General features: G+C 61.6%; 21 protein-coding genes and 2 pseudogenes. 10 read left to right on the top strand and 13 right to left on the bottom strand.

The window, feature by feature from the left end:
- Positions 1-28: 28 nt before the first annotated feature.
- Together ACTU46_RS03685 and ACTU46_RS03680 are read left to right on the top strand one after the other, a co-directional pair.
- Positions 29-406, top strand: a complete 378-nt coding sequence (locus ACTU46_RS03685) for a hypothetical protein (protein WP_443379130.1) — start codon at positions 29-31, stop codon at positions 404-406.
- Positions 396-572 carry a hypothetical protein gene (locus tag ACTU46_RS03680; RefSeq protein ID WP_443379127.1) on the top strand — a complete coding sequence of 59 codons (177 nt, stop codon included), beginning with the start codon at positions 396-398 and terminating at the stop codon, positions 570-572. Before ACTU46_RS03685 ends, ACTU46_RS03680 begins: the two co-directional genes overlap by 11 nt.
- 15 nt (positions 573-587) lie before the next feature.
- On the opposite strand, the gene ACTU46_RS03675 is transcribed toward ACTU46_RS03680, so the two are convergent.
- The gene (locus ACTU46_RS03675; protein WP_443379124.1) at positions 588-1,109 is read right to left on the bottom strand and encodes a putative immunity protein; all 522 of its coding nucleotides are present in this window, start codon (positions 1,107-1,109) and stop codon (positions 588-590) included.
- Between the two features lie 980 nt (positions 1,110-2,089).
- Between ACTU46_RS03675 and ACTU46_RS03670 the strand changes: the two genes are divergently transcribed.
- Both ACTU46_RS03670 and ACTU46_RS03665 read left to right on the top strand, forming a co-directional pair.
- The gene (locus ACTU46_RS03670; protein WP_443379121.1) at positions 2,090-2,464 is read left to right on the top strand and encodes a hypothetical protein; all 375 of its coding nucleotides are present in this window, start codon (positions 2,090-2,092) and stop codon (positions 2,462-2,464) included.
- 196 nt (positions 2,465-2,660) lie between these two features.
- Positions 2,661-2,789 (top strand): annotated as a pseudogene (locus ACTU46_RS03665) (IS6 family transposase); the annotation flags it as partial.
- 113 nt (positions 2,790-2,902) lie between these two features.
- On the opposite strand, the gene ACTU46_RS03660 reads toward ACTU46_RS03665, so the two are convergent.
- A complete protein-coding gene (locus tag ACTU46_RS03660; protein ID WP_443379118.1) occupies positions 2,903-6,619 on the bottom strand; it encodes a BTAD domain-containing putative transcriptional regulator in 3,717 nt (1,238 codons plus the stop codon).
- A gap of 107 nt (positions 6,620-6,726) precedes the next feature.
- Between ACTU46_RS03660 and ACTU46_RS03655 the strand changes: the two genes are divergently transcribed.
- Together ACTU46_RS03655 and ACTU46_RS03650 are read left to right on the top strand one after the other, a co-directional pair.
- Entirely contained in the window at positions 6,727-7,797 is a 1,071-nt protein-coding gene (locus ACTU46_RS03655; RefSeq protein WP_443379115.1) for a methyltransferase domain-containing protein, read from the top strand.
- A 33-nt stretch (positions 7,798-7,830) separates the two neighbouring features.
- On the top strand, positions 7,831-8,985 hold the full coding sequence (locus tag ACTU46_RS03650) for a flavin-containing monooxygenase (protein ID WP_443379112.1): 1,155 nt from the start codon (positions 7,831-7,833) through the stop codon (positions 8,983-8,985).
- A gap of 780 nt (positions 8,986-9,765) precedes the next feature.
- On the opposite strand, the gene ACTU46_RS03645 is transcribed toward ACTU46_RS03650, so the two are convergent.
- Both ACTU46_RS03645 and ACTU46_RS03640 read right to left on the bottom strand, forming a co-directional pair.
- Positions 9,766-10,176, bottom strand: coding sequence for a four-helix bundle copper-binding protein (locus tag ACTU46_RS03645; protein WP_443379109.1), 411 nt, complete (start codon positions 10,174-10,176; stop codon positions 9,766-9,768).
- Between the two features lie 401 nt (positions 10,177-10,577).
- A pseudogene (locus tag ACTU46_RS03640) lies at positions 10,578-10,829 on the bottom strand (trehalase-like domain-containing protein); the annotation flags it as partial.
- A gap of 115 nt (positions 10,830-10,944) precedes the next feature.
- Between ACTU46_RS03640 and ACTU46_RS03635 the strand changes: the two are divergent.
- Positions 10,945-12,318 (top strand): glucose-6-phosphate dehydrogenase, encoded by a 1,374-nt coding sequence (locus tag ACTU46_RS03635; RefSeq protein ID WP_443379107.1) that lies wholly within the window; start codon positions 10,945-10,947, stop codon positions 12,316-12,318.
- An 84-nt stretch (positions 12,319-12,402) separates the two neighbouring features.
- Here ACTU46_RS03635 and ACTU46_RS03630 read toward each other — a convergent pair whose 3' ends face one another.
- The 6 genes from ACTU46_RS03630 to ACTU46_RS03605 form a co-directional block, all read right to left on the bottom strand.
- Entirely contained in the window at positions 12,403-13,023 is a 621-nt protein-coding gene (locus tag ACTU46_RS03630; protein WP_443379105.1) for a hypothetical protein, read from the bottom strand.
- Between the two features lie 357 nt (positions 13,024-13,380).
- Complete coding sequence (locus ACTU46_RS03625) at positions 13,381-13,533, bottom strand: hypothetical protein (RefSeq protein ID WP_443379102.1); 153 nt, start codon at positions 13,531-13,533, stop codon at positions 13,381-13,383.
- A gap of 341 nt (positions 13,534-13,874) precedes the next feature.
- Positions 13,875-14,309 carry a hypothetical protein gene (locus ACTU46_RS03620; RefSeq protein WP_443379100.1) on the bottom strand — a complete coding sequence of 145 codons (435 nt, stop codon included), beginning with the start codon at positions 14,307-14,309 and terminating at the stop codon, positions 13,875-13,877.
- A 935-nt stretch (positions 14,310-15,244) separates the two neighbouring features.
- Positions 15,245-15,427, bottom strand: a complete 183-nt coding sequence (locus tag ACTU46_RS03615) for a hypothetical protein (RefSeq protein ID WP_443379097.1) — start codon at positions 15,425-15,427, stop codon at positions 15,245-15,247.
- A 1-nt stretch (position 15,428) separates the two neighbouring features.
- Complete coding sequence (locus tag ACTU46_RS03610) at positions 15,429-16,124, bottom strand: YceI family protein (RefSeq protein WP_443379094.1); 696 nt, start codon at positions 16,122-16,124, stop codon at positions 15,429-15,431.
- Positions 16,125-16,127: 3 nt separating this feature from the next.
- On the bottom strand, positions 16,128-16,472 hold the full coding sequence (locus tag ACTU46_RS03605; protein ID WP_443379091.1) for a hypothetical protein: 345 nt from the start codon (positions 16,470-16,472) through the stop codon (positions 16,128-16,130).
- A gap of 111 nt (positions 16,473-16,583) precedes the next feature.
- Between ACTU46_RS03605 and ACTU46_RS03600 the strand changes: the two genes are divergently transcribed.
- Positions 16,584-16,970 (top strand): RNA polymerase-binding protein RbpA, encoded by a 387-nt coding sequence (locus tag ACTU46_RS03600; RefSeq protein WP_443379088.1) that lies wholly within the window; start codon positions 16,584-16,586, stop codon positions 16,968-16,970.
- A gap of 89 nt (positions 16,971-17,059) precedes the next feature.
- Here the strand turns inward: ACTU46_RS03600 and ACTU46_RS03595 are convergent, their stop codons facing one another.
- From ACTU46_RS03595 to ACTU46_RS03585, 3 genes are read right to left on the bottom strand one after another with little or no spacing between them, the layout of a single operon-like run.
- Complete coding sequence (locus tag ACTU46_RS03595; RefSeq protein WP_443379085.1) at positions 17,060-17,863, bottom strand: polyprenol monophosphomannose synthase; 804 nt, start codon at positions 17,861-17,863, stop codon at positions 17,060-17,062.
- 53 nt (positions 17,864-17,916) lie between these two features.
- Entirely contained in the window at positions 17,917-19,548 is a 1,632-nt protein-coding gene (lnt, locus tag ACTU46_RS03590; RefSeq protein WP_443379083.1) for an apolipoprotein N-acyltransferase, read from the bottom strand.
- Positions 19,545-20,117 (bottom strand): FxsA family protein, encoded by a 573-nt coding sequence (locus ACTU46_RS03585; protein ID WP_443379081.1) that lies wholly within the window; start codon positions 20,115-20,117, stop codon positions 19,545-19,547. The genes lnt and ACTU46_RS03585 overlap by 4 nt, the downstream gene beginning before the upstream one ends.
- 126 nt (positions 20,118-20,243) lie before the next feature.
- On the opposite strand from ACTU46_RS03585, the gene ACTU46_RS03580 reads away from it, so the two are divergent.
- Positions 20,244-21,026, top strand: a complete 783-nt coding sequence (locus tag ACTU46_RS03580) for a hypothetical protein (RefSeq protein ID WP_443379078.1) — start codon at positions 20,244-20,246, stop codon at positions 21,024-21,026.
- Positions 21,027-21,063: 37 nt separating this feature from the next.
- The gene (locus ACTU46_RS03575) at positions 21,064-21,579 is read left to right on the top strand and encodes a peroxiredoxin family protein (RefSeq protein WP_443379075.1); all 516 of its coding nucleotides are present in this window, start codon (positions 21,064-21,066) and stop codon (positions 21,577-21,579) included.
- Positions 21,580-21,616 lie beyond the last annotated feature (37 nt).

Genomic DNA, 21,616 nt, shown 5'->3' with positions numbered 1-21,616 from the left:
TCTGACAGGAAGGAGAACTGACCCGAGGATGACTCTCAGCGAGTGGTTTGAACTGGGACGATTGATCGCCACCGTGTTAACAGCCCTGGTCTCCATCGTCGGCTTCGGTGGCGTGGTCTGGACGATCCGTCAGCGGACCGAGAGCGACAACCGGTCCGAATGGTGGAGCCGTTACACCTGGGTGGAGGAGCAGCTTGACGGTGATTACCGGAAGCAAATGCTCGGGTGGAAGCATATGGAGATTCTCCTCGACAGCCCGCTGGCGACGAAATCTGAGGGAGCTATCATCCAGGCCCTTTCAATCGAGGCCGCAACAAGGGATAATGGAGACGAGCAGGAAGAACAGGAGGATGATGATGACGATCAACATGCCACAGGAACGGAAGACTCCGTCGATGAGCGCTAAGGCGCGGACCGAACGCCGCAAGGCTGATTCCCTCAGAAAGGCAGCAGCCCGCACCGCAGTCAAGGCCAGCGCTCTTACTGGCGACACCCTTCCTCGCAGGATCTACGAGCTGGCGGGGGTCTCGATCCCGGAAAACGCCACCGATGAACTCCAGACCGCCAAGTAGGCAGGGGAGTCGGTCTCAAGCTTCATCAAGAAACACATGCCAACAGATGTCATTGCGGCGTGCCTGATCCTCAAGAACCAATTCTAAGAGAGTCTCAGGAATCTGTGTGTGTTGCCAGTTCCTTTCCATCCGGCGGACCGACTCACGCTGAGCTTCGGGAACCGCCATCACGGTGGCCTTAATGGCGTAGGCCGCAGCGCCCAGATCATGCTCTGGAACATGGGCCACGCATGCTGCCTGACCTGCGGCGTAGGCAGCGAACCTCGGAGCGCCACGCAACGGACGTGCAGCACCCATGGCGTGGCCACCGGCAGCCCGGGAATCCATCATGGCCACCTCGCCGCGGACCCAACCACGGATTGCGGTGAGCGCTGCACGCGGGCGCGGATCATTGGCCACCTCAGACTCGAAGAGCTCCAGGACATGCTCGGCGCAGTCCGCCGCCCAGAGTGCGAGCAAGCGATGATCATCATCAGTCAGCGTGCCACCGCGGCTGATCTTCACGAGTCGTGGATCGCGGACCTTTGGCAGGATCATCAAGTCTCCAGGATTGTTCAAGGAAGAGAACTTATCGACGCCGAGTCTAGACGGTGGACGGCACAGGACTAGGTCGGCACGTCTCGGGGGATGCCCCCATCCATCCATAATGACATAATGTACATTATCGGACAATTGAGGATAGGTCTTGAAATGTGTGCTCCGGATAGATGTCTTGCCTTGCTGTCTTGTGGCGGGCTAGTTGACTAACAATCGCAAGTTAGTTGGCATCTCCCGGAATCGGGCATTTGTCGCAACATAGTTGTCACGAGACCTTCCGGGATGTGTGCGTGCCTGCGCCGCGTGTTCGCCAGAGATGCGCTGACGACCGGCTCCGACTCTTTGGCTAAAGCCCCGATCGCCGACATCTGCTACCTTAATGCCGGCACCCTAGGGCCCCTGATCTGGGATTCATTAAGTCACGTTACGTTAATGAAGGTGTTCTCCAGGATCTGCAATACGAGGAGATGAAAATATCCCCGACAGCTTCCAGTGCGATCTACTTCAACGTTTTAGACGGGCCTGTATTCCGTCATGCCGCAGCCGAAGGTAACGCCGTGGAAACCCTGATCGCCGAGGATCTTGCGGCTGTCGACTTCGAGAGCGGGCGCCCTGAGCCTTCAGTGATCTCGTGGAAAGGCCATTCTCGAGTGCGAATGTCTCGTGGCATCTAACTTCGACTTGGCGGCGACTGCTTTCCAGTGACAACCGTTTATCCTCGCGTGACCTCACAGAACCCCGAAAAAGTTGATGTGAAAAATCTGGACAAAGTGGATTCAGCAAAAAGCAGTGGGACATGAAACAGAACATCGTTTACCGGCCGATAGCTCCAGCATCTATCATCCGGTGAACCACCTGCCCAGACCGGCACCGATGCTTCTCCCCTGCTGGCCCAGACGATTCTTAGATCCATGACTCGCGGATAAGCAGCGCAGGATTACGGGGTCTGGGTGGTCCAGGATCTCTCATCGTCTCGGGGCGTGGTGGTCTCGCCGTCTGGCGCCGCGAGCTGGCTGCGGGGTCACGGGCACTCGGAGAGTGAGACCGCGCTGATTGTTCCTGAGGATCGGCCTGTTGATGAGCTGGAGCGGCGTCATCCTGGTCGCCCGTCGCTGGGCAAGACGGAGGCGTTGCGGGTGCTGGTGCCTGTGGATCTGCTGGAAAAGGTGGACGCTGCTCGGGGCGTGATGTCTCGGTCGGAGTCGACTCGGCGGGTGCTGGAGGGAAGCCTAGCGCTGTGGATGGTGGAGATTGAGGACATTTCCGAGCGTCATTTCCGCCGGTTGGATGGTTTTTGTGTCTCGCCAGTTGCCGGCGGATGTTGCTGGTGGCCAGTTGGGGATCAGGATTTTTGAGCCGAAGCTCAATCGCGTGGGGTCAACGTTGTCGGGGCGTGATCGTGATGATTAGACCGATGCCTGCGTAAGTATTTCTCCACCCACTCTCTTTCGAAAGGTTTCTTGACATGTCATATTCCCTGAACCGACTCTCCAAGATTTTCCATGCTGAGCTCCGTCGGACCATCGACCAGGAACTCTCCGGCCGAGACGCGGGACATATCGGACATTGAAAGGGATGGAGACGATGCACTCGTTACGGAAAGGTCAGGGAACGATGTTTGCCTACGGGCACCCGAACCCGGATGCAGTGATTGTTAGTCGGGCATTCGCCGCTGTCTGACAACCCCAGCATGACACAGAGATCAGGGGGCAGAGTGGGGTTTCATGGCTTTTCTCCCGGAGTTTGCAACAGCACCGCTCAGAGTCTCCAGTCGTTGATTGACCCTGCCGAGTCTAGTGACTCTCGATGCTTCGGCGGAGTGCCAGCCACTCGGCGTTCGGCATTCCCTGCCGCCGTGCCTCGTATCCAGCGATACCGGCTGCTGCTTCAGAGGGCAAAGCAAGGCGGAGGGTGCCACCGGTTCGAAGACCATGAGCCAGAGCCGGGTTGATCATCGTGTACAGCGCATCCAGACTGGAGTAGTCGAACAATAGCACCTCTGCCATGGTCTCGACGCTGCCGGGATCTAGGATCAGGAACACTGGTGAGCCCTCGAACTTCTCGGAGGGGATCACGTTCTGGAGTTCCTGAAGCCAGTTCTGGACACTCTCCAGTTTGCCCACGGCATCCTGTGCCGCCCGATAAGCCTGGGTTTGCTTCTGGGTGAATGCCTGGACAATCTCAGCAGCGGTGAACGGCTCGTCTGGGAGTTCCTCCAGCGCCTTGGTGTAGTCCGTTGCGGCGGCATCGAAAAAGGTGCGGAAGTGGTCCAGGTAGAACGCGAGGTTAGTCTCCACGGCCTGGATCAATGCCCGCTGGATCTGTCGGTACGCTGCACTGCGGACCTGAGCCGCTTCGGTTAAGTCCATGGTCTTGTATTCGATCTGCTTGCGGACCACCTCAGCGGTGGTGGCGGGGTTGGTGAGGCCAGCCCATGATGGGGTCTGGATGGTGTCCTGGGGGACTTCTGCGGCGGCATCTAGCAGGTTCTGGACCTGTTCTGGGTGGGCAACTGCCCAGTAGCGGACCTGGTCGATCACAAAATCCGGAGCGTAAATCATGATGGGGTGTTTCCTCGGGTGAATCTCCGGCCCGTCCGGTTTCGGCTTGCTCACAGCTGTGGCGACCTGCCGGACACGGTTGAGTATCTCTGTTCGAGGAAGCAACCGGGCGACCGTCTCGATCCGTTCGATTCGGTCGGCACCCAGAACCTCACGGGTTCTCCGTCGTAGGAGGCGGTGGCGTTCCACGTCAGCACCGGCTAGACCCGGTGCGGATTCGGACGCCTCGGCGGATGCCAGAATCAACTCGGCGGTGTCGAGTCGACTTTCCGCGACGAACAGTTCAGCGAGGATCCGCATCGTGTTCCACAGCTGAGACCAGTGACCGCGACTCTGTTGCAGCTCTAGCAGTGTGAGCGCCAGTTCGGTGGCTTCGCGCGTCCGGCCCGTGCGGGTCAGCGCCGAGAGCAGCGCCACGCGGGCGACCGTCGACACCTGCGTAGCGTTAGTGTCCTCCGCCAACTGGGCAGACTTGCGGAGGACGTCGACCGCGGCGGCGGGGTCGGTGACCAGCAGCGCCTCGCCGCTGGCATAGAGCGCGAAGGCTATCCGTGGTGGTGCCCCGCTACGCTCGGCTGTTAGACGGGCGGCGGCGGCGTGCTCTTCAGCCTGCTCTGGTTTGCCCGTCTGTGCGGAGAGCAGCGCCAGGCACGAGTACGCGTCAGCTGCGTAGGCATCGGGAAGGCCGTCGGCGGCGAGGACCTGATGCCACCGCCTGGTTGCGGTCGTCCAATCACCGATGTACACCGCGGTGACACCCAGGGCGACGTAAGCCAGGAATTGTTCCTCCGGGGTCGTGGCAGTCTCCCGAGCGCTCTGACCGAGATGCTCGGCCCGGGTGAGTTCACCGCGTTCCACCGCTGCGAGCGCCGCGGTTCCTCGAGCAAGTGATTCTCCTGGGGTTCCGGCAAGTCCGGAGTGGTCTCCGACCCTGAGGAGCACCTCGGACAGGGGTGCACCCGGAATCCAATGGACGCACTGCCCGATGTGCCCGACGATGCGGACGGTCAGGTCGAGGCGGCTTGCAGCGAGCGTCTGCTCCACCACCAGGATCAGATCCGCGGAGGCAATCTCCAGCCGGCGTAGTGCCAGCGCTGCATCAGGCCCGGTGGCTTCTCTCGCCCAGCGACCGGTGCTCTCCACCGCCCACTGCCAGTACGCTGACTGGGTTCCGTCGTCGGCATGCTCGGCAGCGAAGGCACGGATGATGCCCAGTAACCGGAAACGCCGTACCGGGCCGTCGTCAATGGGGTCAACCAGCGAGGCTGTGACGAGCCGGGACAGGCCAGCGGCGGCGTGTCCGTCCGGGGCGATCTGCTCGGCGTCCGCTAGTTCGAATGAGCCGGTGAATACCGACAACCGCCCCAGCAGGGTGCGGTCCGATTGCTCCAGCAGGTCATGGGAGCGGGCGACAACAGCGTGCAGTAGGTGCCCCGGCCGACCGACGAGGTGGGGGAGCTTGTCGAGACTCGCCAGGATGGGGCGGACGCCAATGGTAGCGGCCTGCGTAGCCGCCAGTTCCAGCGCGAGCGGCAGTCCGTCGAGGCGGCGGCAGATCTCAGCGGCATCGAGGGTTAGGGCCGGGCTGAGGTCGGAACCTGGTCGGACCCGACGTAACCGCTCGATGAACAACCGCATGGCCGGCGTGAGGGCCGCCTGGTGTGGTTCGTCTGCTGGTCCCGGCAACGGCAACGGTGACAACGGAAGGACCTGTTCCACGCCGAGATCCAGGCAGATACGACTGGTGGCTACGATGATTACCCCGGGCGCCGCCCGCAGGATATCCCAGACGAGGGGCTGCAGCCGGTCGAGGACACGCTCGCATGCGTCGAGCACGAGAATCAGGGATGACGAAGCGAGATAGTCGGTCACCGCCGCCCACGGTTCAGCGGACTTTCCCAGGTCGAGCGCGACAGCGACGCGCTCGACGACCTGTCCGGGCAGGACATCCTCCAACTCGACGACGACGGCGGGTCGGCCGACTCGCCGAGTCAGCTCGGGCAGCGTCTCGGCGACAAGCCGCGACTTTCCGACTCCCCCGGGACCGGTGACGCAGACGAGACGGTGGGCGGTGGCGGCGTGCAGCAGCTGCGTCATGTCCTCATCCCGGCCGATGAAGATCCCGGTGCCGGGTTTCCAGCTTGGTGGCAACCGTCCCAGTCGCGGGTGGGAAACCGGTGGTGGTGCGTGACGGTGACGAGATATCGGGCCCGGCGGTACCGTGTGGTCGAGGATCTGCACCTGCAGCTCACGCAGCGCGGGCGAGGGGTCGAGCCCGAGTTCCTCCACGAGGCGGCGGCGCAACATCTCGTACTGGTCGAGGGCCTTGGCCGTTCTGCCTGCTCGGTAGAGCGCCCTCATAAGAAGGCCGTGGGCCCGCTCCCGCAGCGGCTGCTCGGTGACTACCGTCTGCAGAAGCGACACCGAGGTGTCGACGTCATCGAGTTCTAATGCCAGCACGGCGCGGTGCTCCATCGTCGCCGCCCGGAGTTCCGTCAGATGGGCGATCTCGGCAACCGCGAATTCCTGGTCCGCGAACTCCTCGTAGGCCGGGCTGCGCCACAACCCCAGGGCGGAGTCGAGCGCGTCTGCAGCCTGGGTCGGTGGCAACCCGTCCGCTTGTCGACACAACGTCTCGAACCGGTGTGCGTCCACCGCCCCGGTGGGAAGCTCCAGGCGATAGCCGGCGGGTTCGTGGTAGAGCACTCCTTCACCGAGTACCGAACGCAGCCTTGACACGACGGTGTGCACAGCACCGCGGGGTCGGGCCGGAAGTTCCAGTCCCCAGATGGCGCTGGCGAGACCCTCCGGGGATAGCGGGTGTGGATGATGGACGGTGAGTGCGGCGAGTGCCGCCCGGAGCCGGGGGCCGGGCAGTTCCATCGACACCCCATCGCACCGGACTGCGAGAGATCCCAGCACGTCGATCTGGATGGGCACTGTTGTCATACCTCTATTGTCCGCCCTTTGCGCAGGCGTTGAAAGCCCCGTGAAAGGGGGCGCGGGCACAGTGAGAATTGTCAGGCACGTCCCCGATCATCAGCAAGGATCCCGCCATGACCACCCGAAAGATGCATCCGGAACCCGACACCGCCGAGGTGCAACAGAACGTCCAGAAACTTCTGGGCCACGTCACTGCGGCAGCGACGACAGCGATGATCGTCGTCGGCGACCGTCTCGGTCTCTATCAGGCCCTGGCCGACCACGACCCCGTGACCTCCCGCCAGCTCGCCGAGCTCACCGACATCAAGGAACGCTACGCCCGCGAGTGGCTGGCGCAACAGGCCGCCGCGGGATTCCTGCGCTTCGACCCGACGGATGAGACCTTCATGCTACCGCCGGCGTGGGCTGTCGTCCTCACCGACCCGGCGATGCTCGGTAGCTGCCTCAACCCCGCCTCGATGTTCCGTGACCTCGACATCCTGCTCCGGGTATTCCGCAGCGGGGAGGGAATCCCCTGGGGCGACCACGACCCCATGGTCTTCGAGACCACGGAGAGATTCTGGTCCGGTCAGTACCGCGAACACCTGCTCACCGAGTGGATCCCCTCACTCGACGACGTTCCCGGCAAGCTCACCGCCGGCACCACCGTCGCGGACATCGGCACCGGGCACGGCGCCGCCCTGATCATGCTCGCGCAGGCCTTCCCCAATTCCCGCTTTTTCGGGTTCGACGCCCACGAGCCGTCGATCCGGGTCGCCCGGGAACGCGCGGCCGCCGCCGGCGTGGAAGACCAGGTGATTTTCGAGGTCGCGACCTGCCACCACTACCCGGGCCGTGACTACGATCTGATCACCTTCTTCGACACCCTCCATGACCTGGGTGACCCCGTCGGCGCAGCCGCCTACGCCCGCAACGCCCTGGCCCCGGATGGGGCGCTGCTGCTGGTCGAACCCCAGGCCGCCGACGACCTCGCGGCAAACCTCCGGAACCCGGCGGCACCGCTCGGCTACGCCGCCTCGACCTTCATGTGCACCCCGAACTCCTTGTCCCAACCGGTGGGTCTCGCCCTGGGTGGCCAGGCCGGGGAACGCATGCTGCGCACGGTGCTCAACGAGGCCGGATTCAGCACCATCCGCCGAATCGCCGACACTCCCTTCAACATGGTTCTTCAGGCCCGGGCCTGACCACCTGGCTTAACCTCACACAAGGAGCCTCCGATGGCCACCACCACCACCGTCATCGTCGTCGGGGCGGGCCCCGCGGGATTGTCGACCGCGGGCGAGTTACTGGCCCGCGACGTGCCGACAATCGTGCTTGAACGCGGCACCCAAATCGGTGCCTCGTGGGCTGCGCGCTACCCGGGACTGCGGTTCAACACGTCCCGGCGCAGCTCGGCGCTGCCGGGCGCCCCCTTCCCCCGTGAGTACGGCCAGTTCCCCACCCGTGATCAGTATCTCGCCTACCTGCACCGTTATGCCGCCGACCGTCGTATCCCGGTGGAGACCGGGATCGAGGTCACCGGGATCTCCCGCACCGAAACTGGCTGGGTGCTCGCCACCTCCGCCGGGGAACGGCGGGCCCGCCACGTGGTTGTTGCCACGGGCCTGTTCAACCGGCCGCGCATTCCGGGCTGGGCCACGGAACCGGGATTCCGCGGAGAGGTCCTGCACTCATCCGCCTACCAGGGTCCCACCGACTTCACCGGCCGATCAGTCCTCGTGGTCGGGGCGGGGTCCTCGGGCATGGAGATCGCCCACCAGCTGGCGAAAGGTGGCGCCGCCAAGGTTCGGCTGGCGGTGCGTACCCCACCGAATATCCTCCTGCGGGAGATCAACGGGCTGCCGGGTGATCTGCCGGCCCCGTTGGTTCTTCGGCTCCCGACCAGGCTCGCCGACCGGTTGGGATTCGCTCTGCAACGCCGCATGGTGGGTGATTTGAGCGGGTATGGGCTGCCGAATCCCACCCGTGGCATCAAGTCCCAGCAGAAGGCAGCCGACGGAACTGGCCCCGCCGTGGTCGACCGGGAGGTCATCGATGCCATCCGCAGTGGCACCATTGAATGCGTCCCAGCGGTCACCGGTCTGGACGGTGACTCGGTCATCGTCGCCGACGGACGGTACCTCCCCACCGACGCGGTAGTCCTGGCCACCGGCTACGGACCCGGACTCGACGATTTCATCGACTATCCTGATGTTCTCGATGAACGCGGCCTGCCACGCGACTGCACTGGTGGGGAGGTTGCGCCCGGCCTCCGGTTCGTGGGCTACGTCTACCGTCCCGGTCTGACCGGTTACGTAGGCAGGATCGCCCGGCGGGTGGCGCGGGAGATTGCGTCCTTGCACGCGCAGCAGGCTCATCCGACCCCGGCCTGAGCGGATTTCCTGATCACTCGACCTGTGCCCGGGTCGAGTGATCAGTCATCTCCCTGAGAATGCGCGTGAATTCACACCGCCGGAGATTCTTTTCAAGTCCCACATCGTCACCACAGACTACGACCACCATCTCAATGAGAGATTGCGTCCGTAGATAGTGCCATGCAGTGCCACTGTGAAACCAGAGGGTCTTTTCATGGCCAGCAGGTTCACGGCCGGACGGCCAACGCGCAGGGTCAACGCCACCGTCACCAGAAAAAGACCAATCCGGGGACTTCTCCGCAATCTGCAGACCCATGGAGACCTCAGAACCGACTACCCCACCTATGCATCGATGTGTTCCAAGGGGCTTTATGCCCTGAATTGATGGTGTTCTCTGCGGTTTCCCTAACTGGCGGAAGACATGCTTACTCCTTAAATCATGACCGTCTACAACTGAATGCACTGGAAAGTGACGTGTCTCACGATCCCCTGAAGAGAAAGGAAAATAAGGGACAATCCCCGCAGAGGGGTAGCTAAGCGGTGTCGGGAATGTTTTGCCTGGCCTTGTTTTTTCGTACAGATAGCCAGGATCAACGCCCGCGGCAGGGGTGTGCCACCCAACCGCATCGCTGAAGCAGATGCAGGAGAACCTGCAGCCAGGTTTTCCTGATTGGGGAGGTAGCTTTAAGGGCCGCCGCATACCTGCGGAGGCCTTAAACGTCTGCGTCCTACCGGCTGAAGACCGAGCAGGTCAGGAACTCGTGCCCGGCATGGTCAGCTGGGGTCCGCAGTTGGGAGTCAGCCCAAGGTGGCAAGCAGGTCGGTGCAGGCCTTTTCACAGCGTCGGCAGGCTTCGGCACAGACCTTGCAGTGCTCGTGCATGTCAGCGTGTCGTTCGCATTCCTCCCCGCAGGCTTGGCAGGCGATGCGGCAGGCTTCCAGGAGGGATCGGACGAGAGTGACGTCGTATCCGGTCTGGCGTGAGAGCACCCGGCCGGTGACCGCACACAGGTCAGCGCAGTCCAGGTTCCGGTGGATACACGTGGTCAGTTCCGCGACCATGTCCTCGCTCAGGCAGGCATCGGCACACGCGGTGCAGGTCTGAGCGCACTCGAAACACGCTTCAATGCATTCAGCCAGGATGTCTTTGTCGATCTGGCCCAGATCCTTCGGGTGGGTATCCAGCATGGTGCGTACGTGATGGGTCATGTCGTGCTCCATTCTCGAGGTAATCCCAAAAGCCAGGCTGGTCGAGCCGACCGACCCTTACCCCGACCCTAGAGGTCTGCGCAGGCGTGATGGGGAGCTTATTTGTGAAGAGTCCATGAAGAACACCACCCGGGGATCTCGACCCACCTGCCAAAGCTTCGGCATGGGCCACCCAGACTTACACCATCGGCAGCAACTGAACCCCCGTGAAGCTCCTGACGGCAGTGTCTACGCAGCGTTTATCTGGGCCACTGCCGGATCCATGGTCGGCACCTACCTTCTCTATTGGTTAGGCGCTGCGGTCGGTACGCAACGTCTGCGTCGCATCGCGGAGTAGATGTGGCTGGTTGAGACTGAGGACGTTGATAAATCCTTGGCGTGATTCGATCAACACGGACAATGGTCGTTTCCACAACGAAGGTGCGTGGTAGGTAGCGGCGTGAGATGACCTCACCGTGGAGGGCTGAGATCTGCCAGCGGCCGTCATCAGGGGTGCCGAGCAGGGCGGAAAACACCGCTGGTGAATCGAACCGGGGAAAGCACAACCAGTCGATGCTGCCCTGACGCGAGACCAGCGGGCCGGTGCGCAAGTCCGAGAGCAGGGCGTAATCTCCCAGCGGGGTCGAGACGTGATCGTTGTGTTCGTGTTCCATCTGTCCATTGAAACAGAGTGGACCGGATTCCTCAGACTTTCCAACCACTGCGATATCGCCTGATCAGTGCGATAAAAGGCCGCACATGGACCAGGGGTAAGAGTAGGGTGCAAGGATGGAGAGGATAAAGAACCTGATCATTCTCGGAGCAACCGGCGACCTGGCTTCCCGACTGCTCTTGCCGGGTCTGGGCACGTTGCTGACCTCAGCACCGCAACGGCGCATCACGGTGATCGGCGCAGATCGAGCCTGCGATGACAACTGGTCCGATACCGTCACCTCCGCCTTTGCCTCGGTGGATGCTTCCGGGTCAGCTGTCAACCACACCCAGCAGACCACCCGGTTCGTGCAGTGCGATGTCACCAGTGCCCAGGACCTGTCGGCCCTGTTGGCCACGCTCGAGACCCCCGCGTGCCTGTACTTCGCCATTCCGCCTCAGGTGACGATGAAAGCCCTGGCTGGCATGGCTGGGCTCGAGCTACCCCAGGACCTGTTCCTGGCCCTGGAGAAACCGATCGGCCATGACCGTGACTCAGCCGAACACCTCAACACGCTCGTAGCCCGCCTCGTGCCTGAGGACCACATCTTCCGCGTCGACCACTTTCTCGGTCTGCCGGCGGTGCTCAACTTCGTGGGTCTACGCTTTGCCAACCAGATGCTCGAGCCATTGATGAACCGCGACCATGTGGAATCGATCGAGATCGTCTTCGATGAAACACTGGGACTGGAGGGCCGGGCCGGGTTTTACGACACCACCGGCGCCTTCCGTGACATGATCCAGTCCCACCTGCTGCAGGTGATGTCACTGGTGATGATGGACCCCCCAGCCAGGTTCGACCACGTCGAGCTGCCCGCACTGACTGCCCATATCCTGCGTTCGACCAGAATCTTCGGCGACGACCCGGCGACCTCGGTGGTGCGCGGTCGGTATACCGCCGGTCATGTGGGTGGTAAGGATCTGCCGGACTACACCGCCGAGGACGGTGTCGACCCGGCCAATAACACCGAAACCTTCGCACAGGTCACCCTAGAGGTCGACACCTGGCGGTGGAACGGGGTGCCGGTGACACTGCGTTCCGGCAAGGCCATCGGTGATCCTCGGCAGGAGATCGTTGTCACGTTTCGCAGGCCACCGCATGAGTATCCACAATTCCCACACCAGGGACAGGTGGCAGCGAACGTGCTGCGCATGCAGTTCAATGATGAGCAGCTAACCATTGAGCTCAACATGGGTGGGCCGTTCGATTCACGCGGTATGACGCGGGTGACCGCCCAGTCAGATATGGCTACGCCGGGTTTATCGGCTTATGGCAGCGTGCTCCGCGGCATTCTGGATGCCGATCCTACGTTTAGTGTGCGTGGTGACGCCGCCGAGCAGGGTTGGCGGATCCTTGAGCAGATCTGGGCGAGTTTTGCAGAGGGCACAGTGCCGCTGCAGGATTACCAGGCTGGCGGCCCAGGTCCGCAGCGCTTCGGGAATCGCAGTTAACCTCTCAGGGCCCACTTCCCAAGGATGGGCCCAGTCTCGTCTGCCGGGCTCTTGAAGATGCCGCCAGCGCCACCCAGTCATATTTCAGGGCGCCGCCCAGTCGTATCTCAGAATGTAGTGCCCACCGTGCCCCTTATAATGCAGTTCTTTTTCGGGGCTGACTTTTTTGCCGTTCCACCGATACTCCTCGGATTCGATGGTCGTGGTCATCTCCTCAGGCTTGAACATCTCGTCGCCCTTCCACTGGTTGTAGACGAAGTTCGCGGTATCCCATGCCTTCTTGGCGTAGCGGATCAATTTCATCTTCTGTTCCATCTCGCTCGCAGGGCCATCGTCAGCAGCCATGTCTGCTTTCAGATCTTTCGCGAGCCCTTCGTACTCTTCGCAGAGTTCGCGGTACGCCTTCTTGATGTCATCTCCGCCGTCATGCTCCGCGAGGAAGAGAACGATCACAATTCCCTTTGGGAAGACGCTGGAGCCGAGCCCGAAGTCCGCCAGTTCGCGTGGAGGACTGTATGTTTTCCGGCCGCGGTCCTCAAACGATGCCACCTTGAAGGGTTTAATTTTATGTACCCACGGGTCGACATTTCCTCTGAGTTCCAGGCCGGCACCACCGACGTAAATCTCGTCGGAGCCCCATTCCGTGCCCATCGTGTTTGTTTCGTCCACGGCGTAGACCTCACGCAGACGCAGTTTGAATCCCATGTTGCCCATCTCCTCTCTTAGATGTCGTCGATGTCGATATGGTCTTATGGTGCCCCCTAGGCCTTTCATGGCTCTTTCACGGCGCACTGTCCATCAGGAAGACCTTGAGTGCCCGACGCCAACTTCTACCCCTGACCTGACCACGTTCACCGGACTGGACGAGCTCGGTCTTGTGATCGGCGGGCCGCGCGGTGCCCGCCAGCCGAGTGAGCGAGCCCCCACCAGTGGTGTCGACGCTGCGGGTGTGAGGGCATCGCTCCTGGCGGCCGGCGGATTCAAGCTCCGACTACACCCTCGATTGTGAAGCGCTGTTTATGAGTAAATCAGCGCACAACGGGGCAGCCTCCGCGGGGTCAGTCAGTCACCGAGGACATCGAGGGGCTGGCAGTTGAGGCAGACGGCGGCCAGGTCGGCGGTCTCGGGGTCGAGGTGGCCCAGGAGGATGGCCACGAGCTCAGGGTGGTCCGCAGCGATGAAGAAGTGGTCCGAGCAATCCAGGACGTATGTCATTCCCTGTTGGACGGCCTGGGTTCTGGCCCGGTTAGCCACTTTGAAATAACTTGACGCGGACACTAGCGTCCTGCGCCGTCAATTCGCTGCTGGATCATTGTAAAATGAGGTATGGCGCAACGAGGGCCAGCATTGGCCGCTTTGAATGCCGCGAAAAGTACGGACTCAATGGGGATGACCCGCGGTCGGATATTGCGGTCCGCATGGATTGTTCAACTGAGGTAATCGACGCCGCCCTTTACAAGGAAGCCGTCGACATTGCCCTCGCCGCACCTGCCGACAAGCTCTCCGGATCAAGTAGTTCCGCAGTATAAGATCTCAGCAAACCCAAGACCCCTTTACTAGTACAGCTTCGACGTACCGGGTTCGCAGTAGGTGATGTGCACACCCTCAGGTGCCCCGCCGAGTTGGTTCATATGCTCGTGTGTGTAGCAGCCGGAGTTCATGCCCGCCCAGGACTCTCCGTCGTAGGCCGGGTTAAACCACTGTTGGCCGTCCCATCGCACGGTGATCAGCCAGTCGGTGCGGTTCTGGTTGACACGCGCCCACTGCCCATCACAGTACAGAACTGTGTCCATCTCAGGGACACCGATATCGCGGGCGATGACGGAGACATCGCAGCTGCCGTTAACCGGCGCCGGTATCGGCTGCGGCGCTGGTGCGGGTAGACCCGGGATGATTAGCCCAAAGGAGGCGGCGAGGACGGCTGCGGTACTCAGTGCTTGATTAACCGACTGCTCAATGAGCGGCTGGAAGCTACTGGAAGCGAGATTCATGGATTAAAGATACGTGACAACCGGGCAGGACTCCCCCAGTTCACCCCTTTGGGGCTGATGTAACCACTCGGCGAAACCCGCATCGAGCACGCAGGAACCGGTAATCAGGTCCGACATCCCATTCGCCCTGCTACCGACCAGATATGGACGAATTCCTTTCGTCGTTGCTGGGAAAGTCGGGCACTCTCCTGCTTTTTGAAAATTGCACCATCTTTAGAGCTATGGCACTACTGCACTACCCGAAATCATTAAACATACTTGTAAAATAGAGCGGCTGGGTTGCTGCTACATCAAGGTGGCCCTGCCAGGTACGTAGCACCTTCCGATGGAAGGGCTTATGGGTCTCAGGTTGCCCTCCAAGTGCCGGTGAGATGCCGCCCCATATCCACCCTGAAACTATCTGCCCCAGGCACTTCCGATACTCCCTGGCCGCATTCCTCCACGGTTGCCATCACATCGCCATCCCCTCCACATCCCACCGAAACCCCTAACCCCCTGCGGGGCCGCTCAGACGCCATAGCCGGCCCTCCGACAGACCGCTCACCTGTCCCCTGTGGAAACCATATTTGGTCATTGCTGCTGAGGGGATCCACTAGCCTATCGCTAAAAAATTTCGCGAACTCTACAGCCACGGCACTACAGAATTACCAGTAATCGTTATTAATACTTGTAAAATTGAGCACCGATCCCATCCGTGAATCGAGGTGATCCTCCCGGTCTGGCAGGAGAATCCGCGGGTCATTGAGCCTTCTCAGCTGCGCCCTCCCAGCCAATGGGAGGATGCCCGACTTTGCCTCATCTCAAAGGTAGAAAAGATCCGACCTGCCCAGACAGGTCGGATCTTGAAGCCATGTGGGGATATTCCATCCCCCGGCCCCGAACAGGAGAAGCTTAGCTCAATAAGGTCACGGTTACGTTATTGGGGTGCGCTTCTTCTACTGCTGCTCGGATGCACGTTTTTCGCGATATGCCACAGACAGCTGCCAGATGGTCATGGCCATCAGCAGTACGGTGATGCCCACCGCCCACCACGTCCCTTCCCAGCTGACAAAGGCGGCGAAGGCGATCAGTACGATCAGGCGGAACCAGATCATCGGGATCATACGTGAGGCGATCATTCTACTCTTCCTTGCTCAGGGCGATACGAATGTTCAACTCGCCTTCTTCGGCGATCTTCGCGGCGACGAATTCCGGGGACTCGACCCCGTACTCCAGTCGGTTGAAGCTGAGGTCGCTGGAGATGATCACCTTGTCACCGTCGCGGAGAACGTCGAAGGCTTCGGTCACGGGCTTGGTGGTGCCGTGGATCTCCAGGTCACCACTGAGCTGAACCTGGCCGGGTGTGCCATCGGCGGGGATCGCAGAGAGGTCCACCGGTTCGGTGATGACGAAAGATGCCTCCGGATACTGATCGGTCTGCAGGATCTTCATGCGCACATTGACGTCACGACGTTCATTGTCCGTGGTCAGATTGTTCATGTCCACGAAGATCTCACCCGCACTCAGGGTCTCATTCTCGACGGTGACGGAACCGGTGACATCGCCGGTCGAGCCGGAGGTGATCTTCTTTTCAACCGGCAGAATCTCAGCGAAGGTGAAACCAACGGCGGTCAGGTTGTCTTGGTCGCCACGGACGACAGTCCATTGGCCGTCCATCTCAACGCTGGCGGGTTCCGCGGACTCGGCGTTCAGTCCCCCGGTCTTCACTCCTGGTCCCATGATGAGTGCATAGATCACCGGAGCCACAACGGCCAGCCCGATGAGCAGGACGAGCACGACGACGATCGAGACGATGGTCTTCTGACGTTTGAGCATGTACTACCTTAATTTCTCAATTGTTCGCGCCAACTCAATGAGTTCCCGGCACAATTCCCGGATCTCGGTTGGGTCGGCACCTTCTTCCGAGGCGGTGGCGATATCCTCCGCTGCGCACCTCAGTTCGAAAAGGGAGTCTTTCAGGGCTGCGGCGCGCTCTGGCTGAATGATAACTGCTTCAGCCGGGATTTCGGTACCTGAGAGCTTGCTTCGTTGTTCATAGGCTCGCTGCTTGCAAGACTGTGAACAGTATTTCCTAGGCCGCCCCCGGGGATTATTGTGGAGTTCCTGGCCACACCAGGCGCAGGTCGCTGGCGCTGTGGGGCTGGTCGGAGTCACTTGATCCACATTAGTCCATCCTTCGGGAACAAAGTAGCCGGGTCGTCCGTTATACTGATACGTCGACCTATAGAGCCACCTGCCTTGGTGGTAACGACCAGGGAAAGGACTGATTCCGGAATGGCAGATCGCGTTCTCCGCGGCAGCCGAATGGGTGCTGTCAGCTATGAAACCGACCGTGACCACGATCTGGCTCCCCGCCAGATGGTGAAGTACCGGACTGATGCCGGTGAGATCTACGAAGTCCCCTTTGCGGATGACGCTGAGATTCCCGGCGCCTGGATGTGCAAGAACGGCCAGATGGGCACCCTCATGGAGGGCGAGGGGGTTGAGGCTAAGCCGATCAAGCCTGCTCGTACTCACTGGGACATGCTGCGTGAGCGGCGTTCCCTGGAGGAGCTGGATGTCCTCCTGGAGGAGCGCGTCGAACACCTCCGCAAGCGACGTCGTAACGCCGCTCGCCTGCTCAAGCAGCAGCGTGAGGAAGAAGCTGATCAGCAGGCTTAATTAGCCTGCAGAACCAGATTCAAGCGAAAGTGGCTGTCACCCCAACTTCGGGGTGACAGCCACTTTTCCGTTAGCTCATGGATCAGCCGCTAGATGTGGTACTTACGGCGAATCTTGTTGAGTTCATAACCGGTCAACTTGGCCATCTCGATGCTGAGGTCCTTAACTTGACCACCGCGGTGCTTTAGACCCCACTTGGTGACTTCGGCAAGGGAATCCTTGACAAAGCTGCCATCCAGCTTCGATTCACCGATCTCACGCTCAGTGAAGGTGATCGGCACCTCGCGGACGTCATAGCCGCCACGAACCGCGCGCCAGGCCAGATCGACCTGGAAGATATAGCCGGCATTCGAGAGCTCGCGGAGGTTGATGTCCTTGAGGAAGGCACGACGGTAGGCACGGTAACCAGCGGTCATGTCCGTCAGACCGGCGCCGAGCGCCATCGAGATGTAGAGATTGCCGCCCTTGGACAGCACCAGACGGTTCTTCGGCCAGTTGACTACGCGGCCGCCCTCGATATAACGCGATCCGATGACCACATCAGCGCCCTGGTTGATCTCCTCAAGCAGCAGATGAAGCTGCTCCGGAGCGTGGGAGCCATCCGCGTCCATCTCACAGATCACGCCATAGGCGCGCTCGAGGCCCCAACCGAAACCGGCGACATAAGCGCCGCAGAGTCCACCCTTGGACTCGCGGTGCAAGACGTTGATGTGCTCATCCTCGGCGGCCAGTTCATCGGCCCGTTCACCGGTGCCGTCCGGGCTGTTGTCATCGACAATCAGGATATCGACCTTCGGGGCGGCCTTGCGCACCCGGCCGACGATCAGGGGAAGATTCTCCAACTCATTGAAGGTCGGGATGATCACCAGAGTTCTGTCGCTGGGTTTATCCATCAGATGCGCTCCTCGCAGTCGGTACTAGTTCTGGGGTGTGGCAGGCGTCGTGTCTAGCGGCGCACGGCACTCCCGGATCTGTTAGTGGGCTTCTTGGTTGTGATCTTTGCGTTCGTGGCGTTGCTGCTACTTTTGACACCCCGGGAAGCTGATGTCCTGGTGGAGCCAGACTTCTTCGGGGTTTTCTTTGCTGGAACGGCAGTCGTCCGCGCCTTCGTCCACAACGCCGCGATGACACAGATAACACCGATCATAACCAAGAACAGCTGAACCACTGAACCCCAACGTGCGGAAAAGGTAAGGGAATCCCGCAGCGGAAGTTCCTCCACCAGAGTATCTGCGCTAAAGATCTGGGTTCGCTGGCTCACCGAACCATCCGGATGAACGATGGCGGATACCCCCGAAGTAGCGGGCACAACCACGGCCCGGTCCAGCTCAATCGCCCGCATCCGGCTCATCGCCAGCTGCTGGTAGGTCATTTTGGTGAAGCCGAAGGTGGCGTTGTTGGTGGGGGTGGTCAGGATCTGAGCGCCATTGAGCACCGCATCCCGGGCGGCGTTATCGAAAGCGACCTCATAACAGGTGGCCACGCCGACGGCGATATCTCCCATGTGCACCACGCCGTTTCCTGAACCGGGCTTGAAATTGCCGGCGGCATCGACATAAGGCGAGAAATTCCGGAGAAAGTCCCGGAAGGGCATGTACTCACCGAAGGGCTGCAGGTAGATCTTGTGGTGATGCTCCCCCACGCCGGTGTCCGGGTCGAAGACCACCATGGTGTTGCGGTCGCCCACCTCATCGCGGGTGATCGTGCCGACCAGGATGGGTGCTTGGGCGGCCTGAACCGCGTCGTCGATAAGCGCCCCCGCCTGCGGGTCGGTGAAGGGGTTGACATCGGAGGAGTTCTCCGGCCAGAAGACCAGGTCCACCGGCTGGTCCAGTGCCTGCGTCTCCCGGACGTGATTGGCCAGTACGGCTCGGCGTTGGGCGTTGAAGTCCAGGCCCATCCGCGGCACATTGCCCTGGATCGCGGCGACAGTGACGGTATCGGTTGTATTGTCCGGATTGTTGACGGGAATCCCGGCCACCAATCCTGCCAGGATGACCGTCAATACAGTGGCCACGCCGGGGATGAGCATCTGCCGATGCTCCCAGACCCGGGTACTCACCAGCACCGCCAGCGCACTACCCGCCAGTGCAGTGGCCAGGGAGACCAGGACTGGTCCCCCCAGGTGCGCGAGATCCGCCAGGGGGCCGTTGATCTGCCCCCAGGCCAGCCGCACCCAGGCAAAGCCACCGAAGGGCCAGGAACTGCGGAGGAACTCGACGGCGACATAGAAGAACGGGAAGGCGAGGAAGCCATAGCGCCAGCGGGCGATGGCGGCGCCACCAATGCCGGTGGCCAGGGCATAGAGCGCCAGCACCACCGACAGGGCGACATAGGGCAGGTTGCCCACAAACTCGCCGATCCACGGCAACATCAGGAGGTAGAGCGAAAACGCGTGGACGAAGCCGATCAAGGCACCCCACCGCAGGCTCACGGCCCTGCCCTGGTACGGGCTGAGACTGAGATAGAGCAACGCCAGGCCGAGGATCCCGGAGACCCACCAACCCAGCGGTTCATAACTGGCATAGACCAGCAGCCCGGAGGCTGCGGCCCCCAGGATCCGAAGGAGCTTAATCACTTGTCCGACTGCTCCTTATCGGAACCATTAGTGTCATCGCCGCCGCGAAAATCATCGGGATCAAGGGTGGAGGTCCACTGCTGGATCTCCTCCTCATCGATAACCGGGTGAGCCGAGTCGGTGGCAGCCGAGGGGGTGGGAGCTGAATTCGGATCGGCGAAGTGTCCGTAGCTGGCTTGCTGGCGGTACATATTCGTCGCCTCGAAGCTACGGACACCCATGTTTTCAATGGAGGCGCGCAGCTTGCGGGCCAGCATCTTACGGACCACCGCGCGGGTCAGCGGGATGATCAGTAGCAGGCCGATCAGCGAGGAGGCGATACCGGGAAGGGCGACCAGCACCGCGCCGGCGGCGAGCAGACCATAGTCACCTGCGGCGCGGCCCGGGTCAATCTGCTGTTTGGCGGCTGCCTGGCTGATGCGGCGCATCTCGAAGGCGGCGATCCAGAGTCCGCCGAAGAAGCAGAGCAACAACACCAGCAGCGCCCAGCCGACGCCGAGCCAGGTGGCGAGTCCCCAGAAGGTCAAAACCTCGAGGATGATGTATGGGAGGGCAATCAGAAGTGGCACAGTTCCAGAGTACCGCCGCCGGAGCCCTCCGGTTAAACCCCGGCGGCTACGTTCGCTCACAGCGGAACCGGGAGTTTTCTGCTGCGTTTCGGGAATTGCCCCTGTACTCCGATAATATCTCCCGACATGCAGGAAGATGCCCCAGAGAACACAAACACAGCGCCCCCCGAGACCACCGAAGAGGGAATCCTCCGCTTAAGACTTCCCGGTGGTCGGGTAGCACCGGGGCGCTGGACCAGGATCGCGGAGTTAGCGGAGTTGGGCGATGGCAGGATCCAGCTGAGTCGACGGGGCAACCTTCACATCCGGGGTGTGGTCGATGCCGAGCAGTTTGTATCGGTGGCCACCGCCGCCGGATTCCGCCCCGGGTGTTCCCTGATCGCCTCTCCCCTGGCCCGACTCGATGCACTGGTGCAGCAGGTCGAACAGGTGGTGGCTGCGCGGGATGCACGGCTCCTGGTGGGCATCGATGACGGCAGCGGTGACATCCTCGCCCAGCGGCCGCACCTGGGCCTGCAGCTCGATGAGAGCCGCGAGCAGGCCCGCCTCATCCAGGCCGGGCACCTCGCTACGGAACTGTTGCCTCTGGACCAGGCGGTGGCGATGCTCCACGAGCTCGAGGCCAGCCCAGATACCCCGGAACCTGGATCTACCCAGGATGCCCGGGACTCCCGCGCCATCGGCTGGCTCCCGGCCGCCGATGGCACTATCACCCTGGGTGCTGGAATCACCGGGGGTCTGCTGGATGCCCAGCTCGCCCGGATGCTCGACGTCATCGAGGTTCCCACCACCGTCACACCTTGGCAGGGGCTGCTCATCCATGATCTTTCTGAGTCCATTGCGGACCAGGTGCTGCGGGTACTGGCCCCGCTGGGCCTGATCTTCGACGAGAATTCCTCCCGGCTCTGATCCCCTTGGCTTCCGTTGGAGGGCCAACTAGGCTGTGGTGTACAACACAACCGTGGAGGTAGCCGGCATGTCCGAGGCAGTGAATACACCTGATGCGCCGCTCTTTGAACTCCAGGTGCAGGAGTGGCTCGGACATCCCGGGCTGGACATGGCGGACCTGCGGGGCAAGGTGGTACTCATCGAGGTCTTCCAGATGCTCTGCCCAGGGTGCGTGAACCACGGCATCCCCCAGGCAAAGCGGGTGCACCAGATGATGGACCCGCAGCAGGTGCAGGTCATCGGCCTGCACAGTGTCTTTGAGCATCATGAGGTGATGACCCCGGCAGCACTGCGCGTCTTTCTCTCGGAATTCGGGGTCCGCTTCCCCGTCGCCGTGGACCTTCCCCGTGAGGGGCACCGCATCCCGACGACCATGAATGCCTACCGCCTGCAGGGCACCCCTTCGCTGATTCTGGTGGACCGCAGCGGGCGGCTCCGGCAGATCCAGTTCGGGCAGGTCGATGACCTGACACTCGGGGTGCTGCTCGGCACCCTGATCGCCGAGCAGCCCTGAGGGTTCAACTCCTGGGGATCACTGCCTGGGCGATCTC

The sequence above is a fragment of the Corynebacterium sp. A21 genome (assembly GCF_052266655.1).
Lineage (GTDB): Bacteria > Actinomycetota > Actinomycetes > Mycobacteriales > Mycobacteriaceae > Corynebacterium.
This window is presented reverse-complemented; position numbering and strand designations above follow the sequence as displayed.

Bases quoted from the DNA above. Each gene is read 5' to 3' on its own strand.
- ACTU46_RS03685 (WP_443379130.1), top strand. From the start codon at position 29: ATGACTCTCAGCGAGTGGTTTGAACTGGGACGATTGATCGCCACCGTG.
- ACTU46_RS03680 (WP_443379127.1), top strand. From the start codon at position 396: ATGAGCGCTAAGGCGCGGACCGAACGCCGCAAGGCTGATTCCCTCAGA.
- ACTU46_RS03675 (WP_443379124.1), bottom strand. From the start codon at position 1,109: ATGATCCTGCCAAAGGTCCGCGATCCACGACTCGTGAAGATCAGCCGC.
- ACTU46_RS03660 (WP_443379118.1), bottom strand. From the start codon at position 6,619: ATGACAACAGTGCCCATCCAGATCGACGTGCTGGGATCTCTCGCAGTC.
- ACTU46_RS03655 (WP_443379115.1), top strand. From the start codon at position 6,727: ATGACCACCCGAAAGATGCATCCGGAACCCGACACCGCCGAGGTGCAA.
- ACTU46_RS03650 (WP_443379112.1), top strand. From the start codon at position 7,831: ATGGCCACCACCACCACCGTCATCGTCGTCGGGGCGGGCCCCGCGGGA.
- ACTU46_RS03645 (WP_443379109.1), bottom strand. From the start codon at position 10,176: ATGACCCATCACGTACGCACCATGCTGGATACCCACCCGAAGGATCTG.
- ACTU46_RS03635 (WP_443379107.1), top strand. From the start codon at position 10,945: ATGGAGAGGATAAAGAACCTGATCATTCTCGGAGCAACCGGCGACCTG.
- ACTU46_RS03630 (WP_443379105.1), bottom strand. From the start codon at position 13,023: ATGGGATTCAAACTGCGTCTGCGTGAGGTCTACGCCGTGGACGAAACA.
- ACTU46_RS03625 (WP_443379102.1), bottom strand. From the start codon at position 13,533: ATGACATACGTCCTGGATTGCTCGGACCACTTCTTCATCGCTGCGGAC.
- ACTU46_RS03620 (WP_443379100.1), bottom strand. From the start codon at position 14,309: ATGAATCTCGCTTCCAGTAGCTTCCAGCCGCTCATTGAGCAGTCGGTT.
- ACTU46_RS03615 (WP_443379097.1), bottom strand. From the start codon at position 15,427: ATGATCGCCTCACGTATGATCCCGATGATCTGGTTCCGCCTGATCGTA.
- ACTU46_RS03610 (WP_443379094.1), bottom strand. From the start codon at position 16,124: ATGCTCAAACGTCAGAAGACCATCGTCTCGATCGTCGTCGTGCTCGTC.
- ACTU46_RS03600 (WP_443379088.1), top strand. From the start codon at position 16,584: ATGGCAGATCGCGTTCTCCGCGGCAGCCGAATGGGTGCTGTCAGCTAT.
- ACTU46_RS03595 (WP_443379085.1), bottom strand. From the start codon at position 17,863: ATGGATAAACCCAGCGACAGAACTCTGGTGATCATCCCGACCTTCAAT.
- ACTU46_RS03580 (WP_443379078.1), top strand. From the start codon at position 20,244: ATGCAGGAAGATGCCCCAGAGAACACAAACACAGCGCCCCCCGAGACC.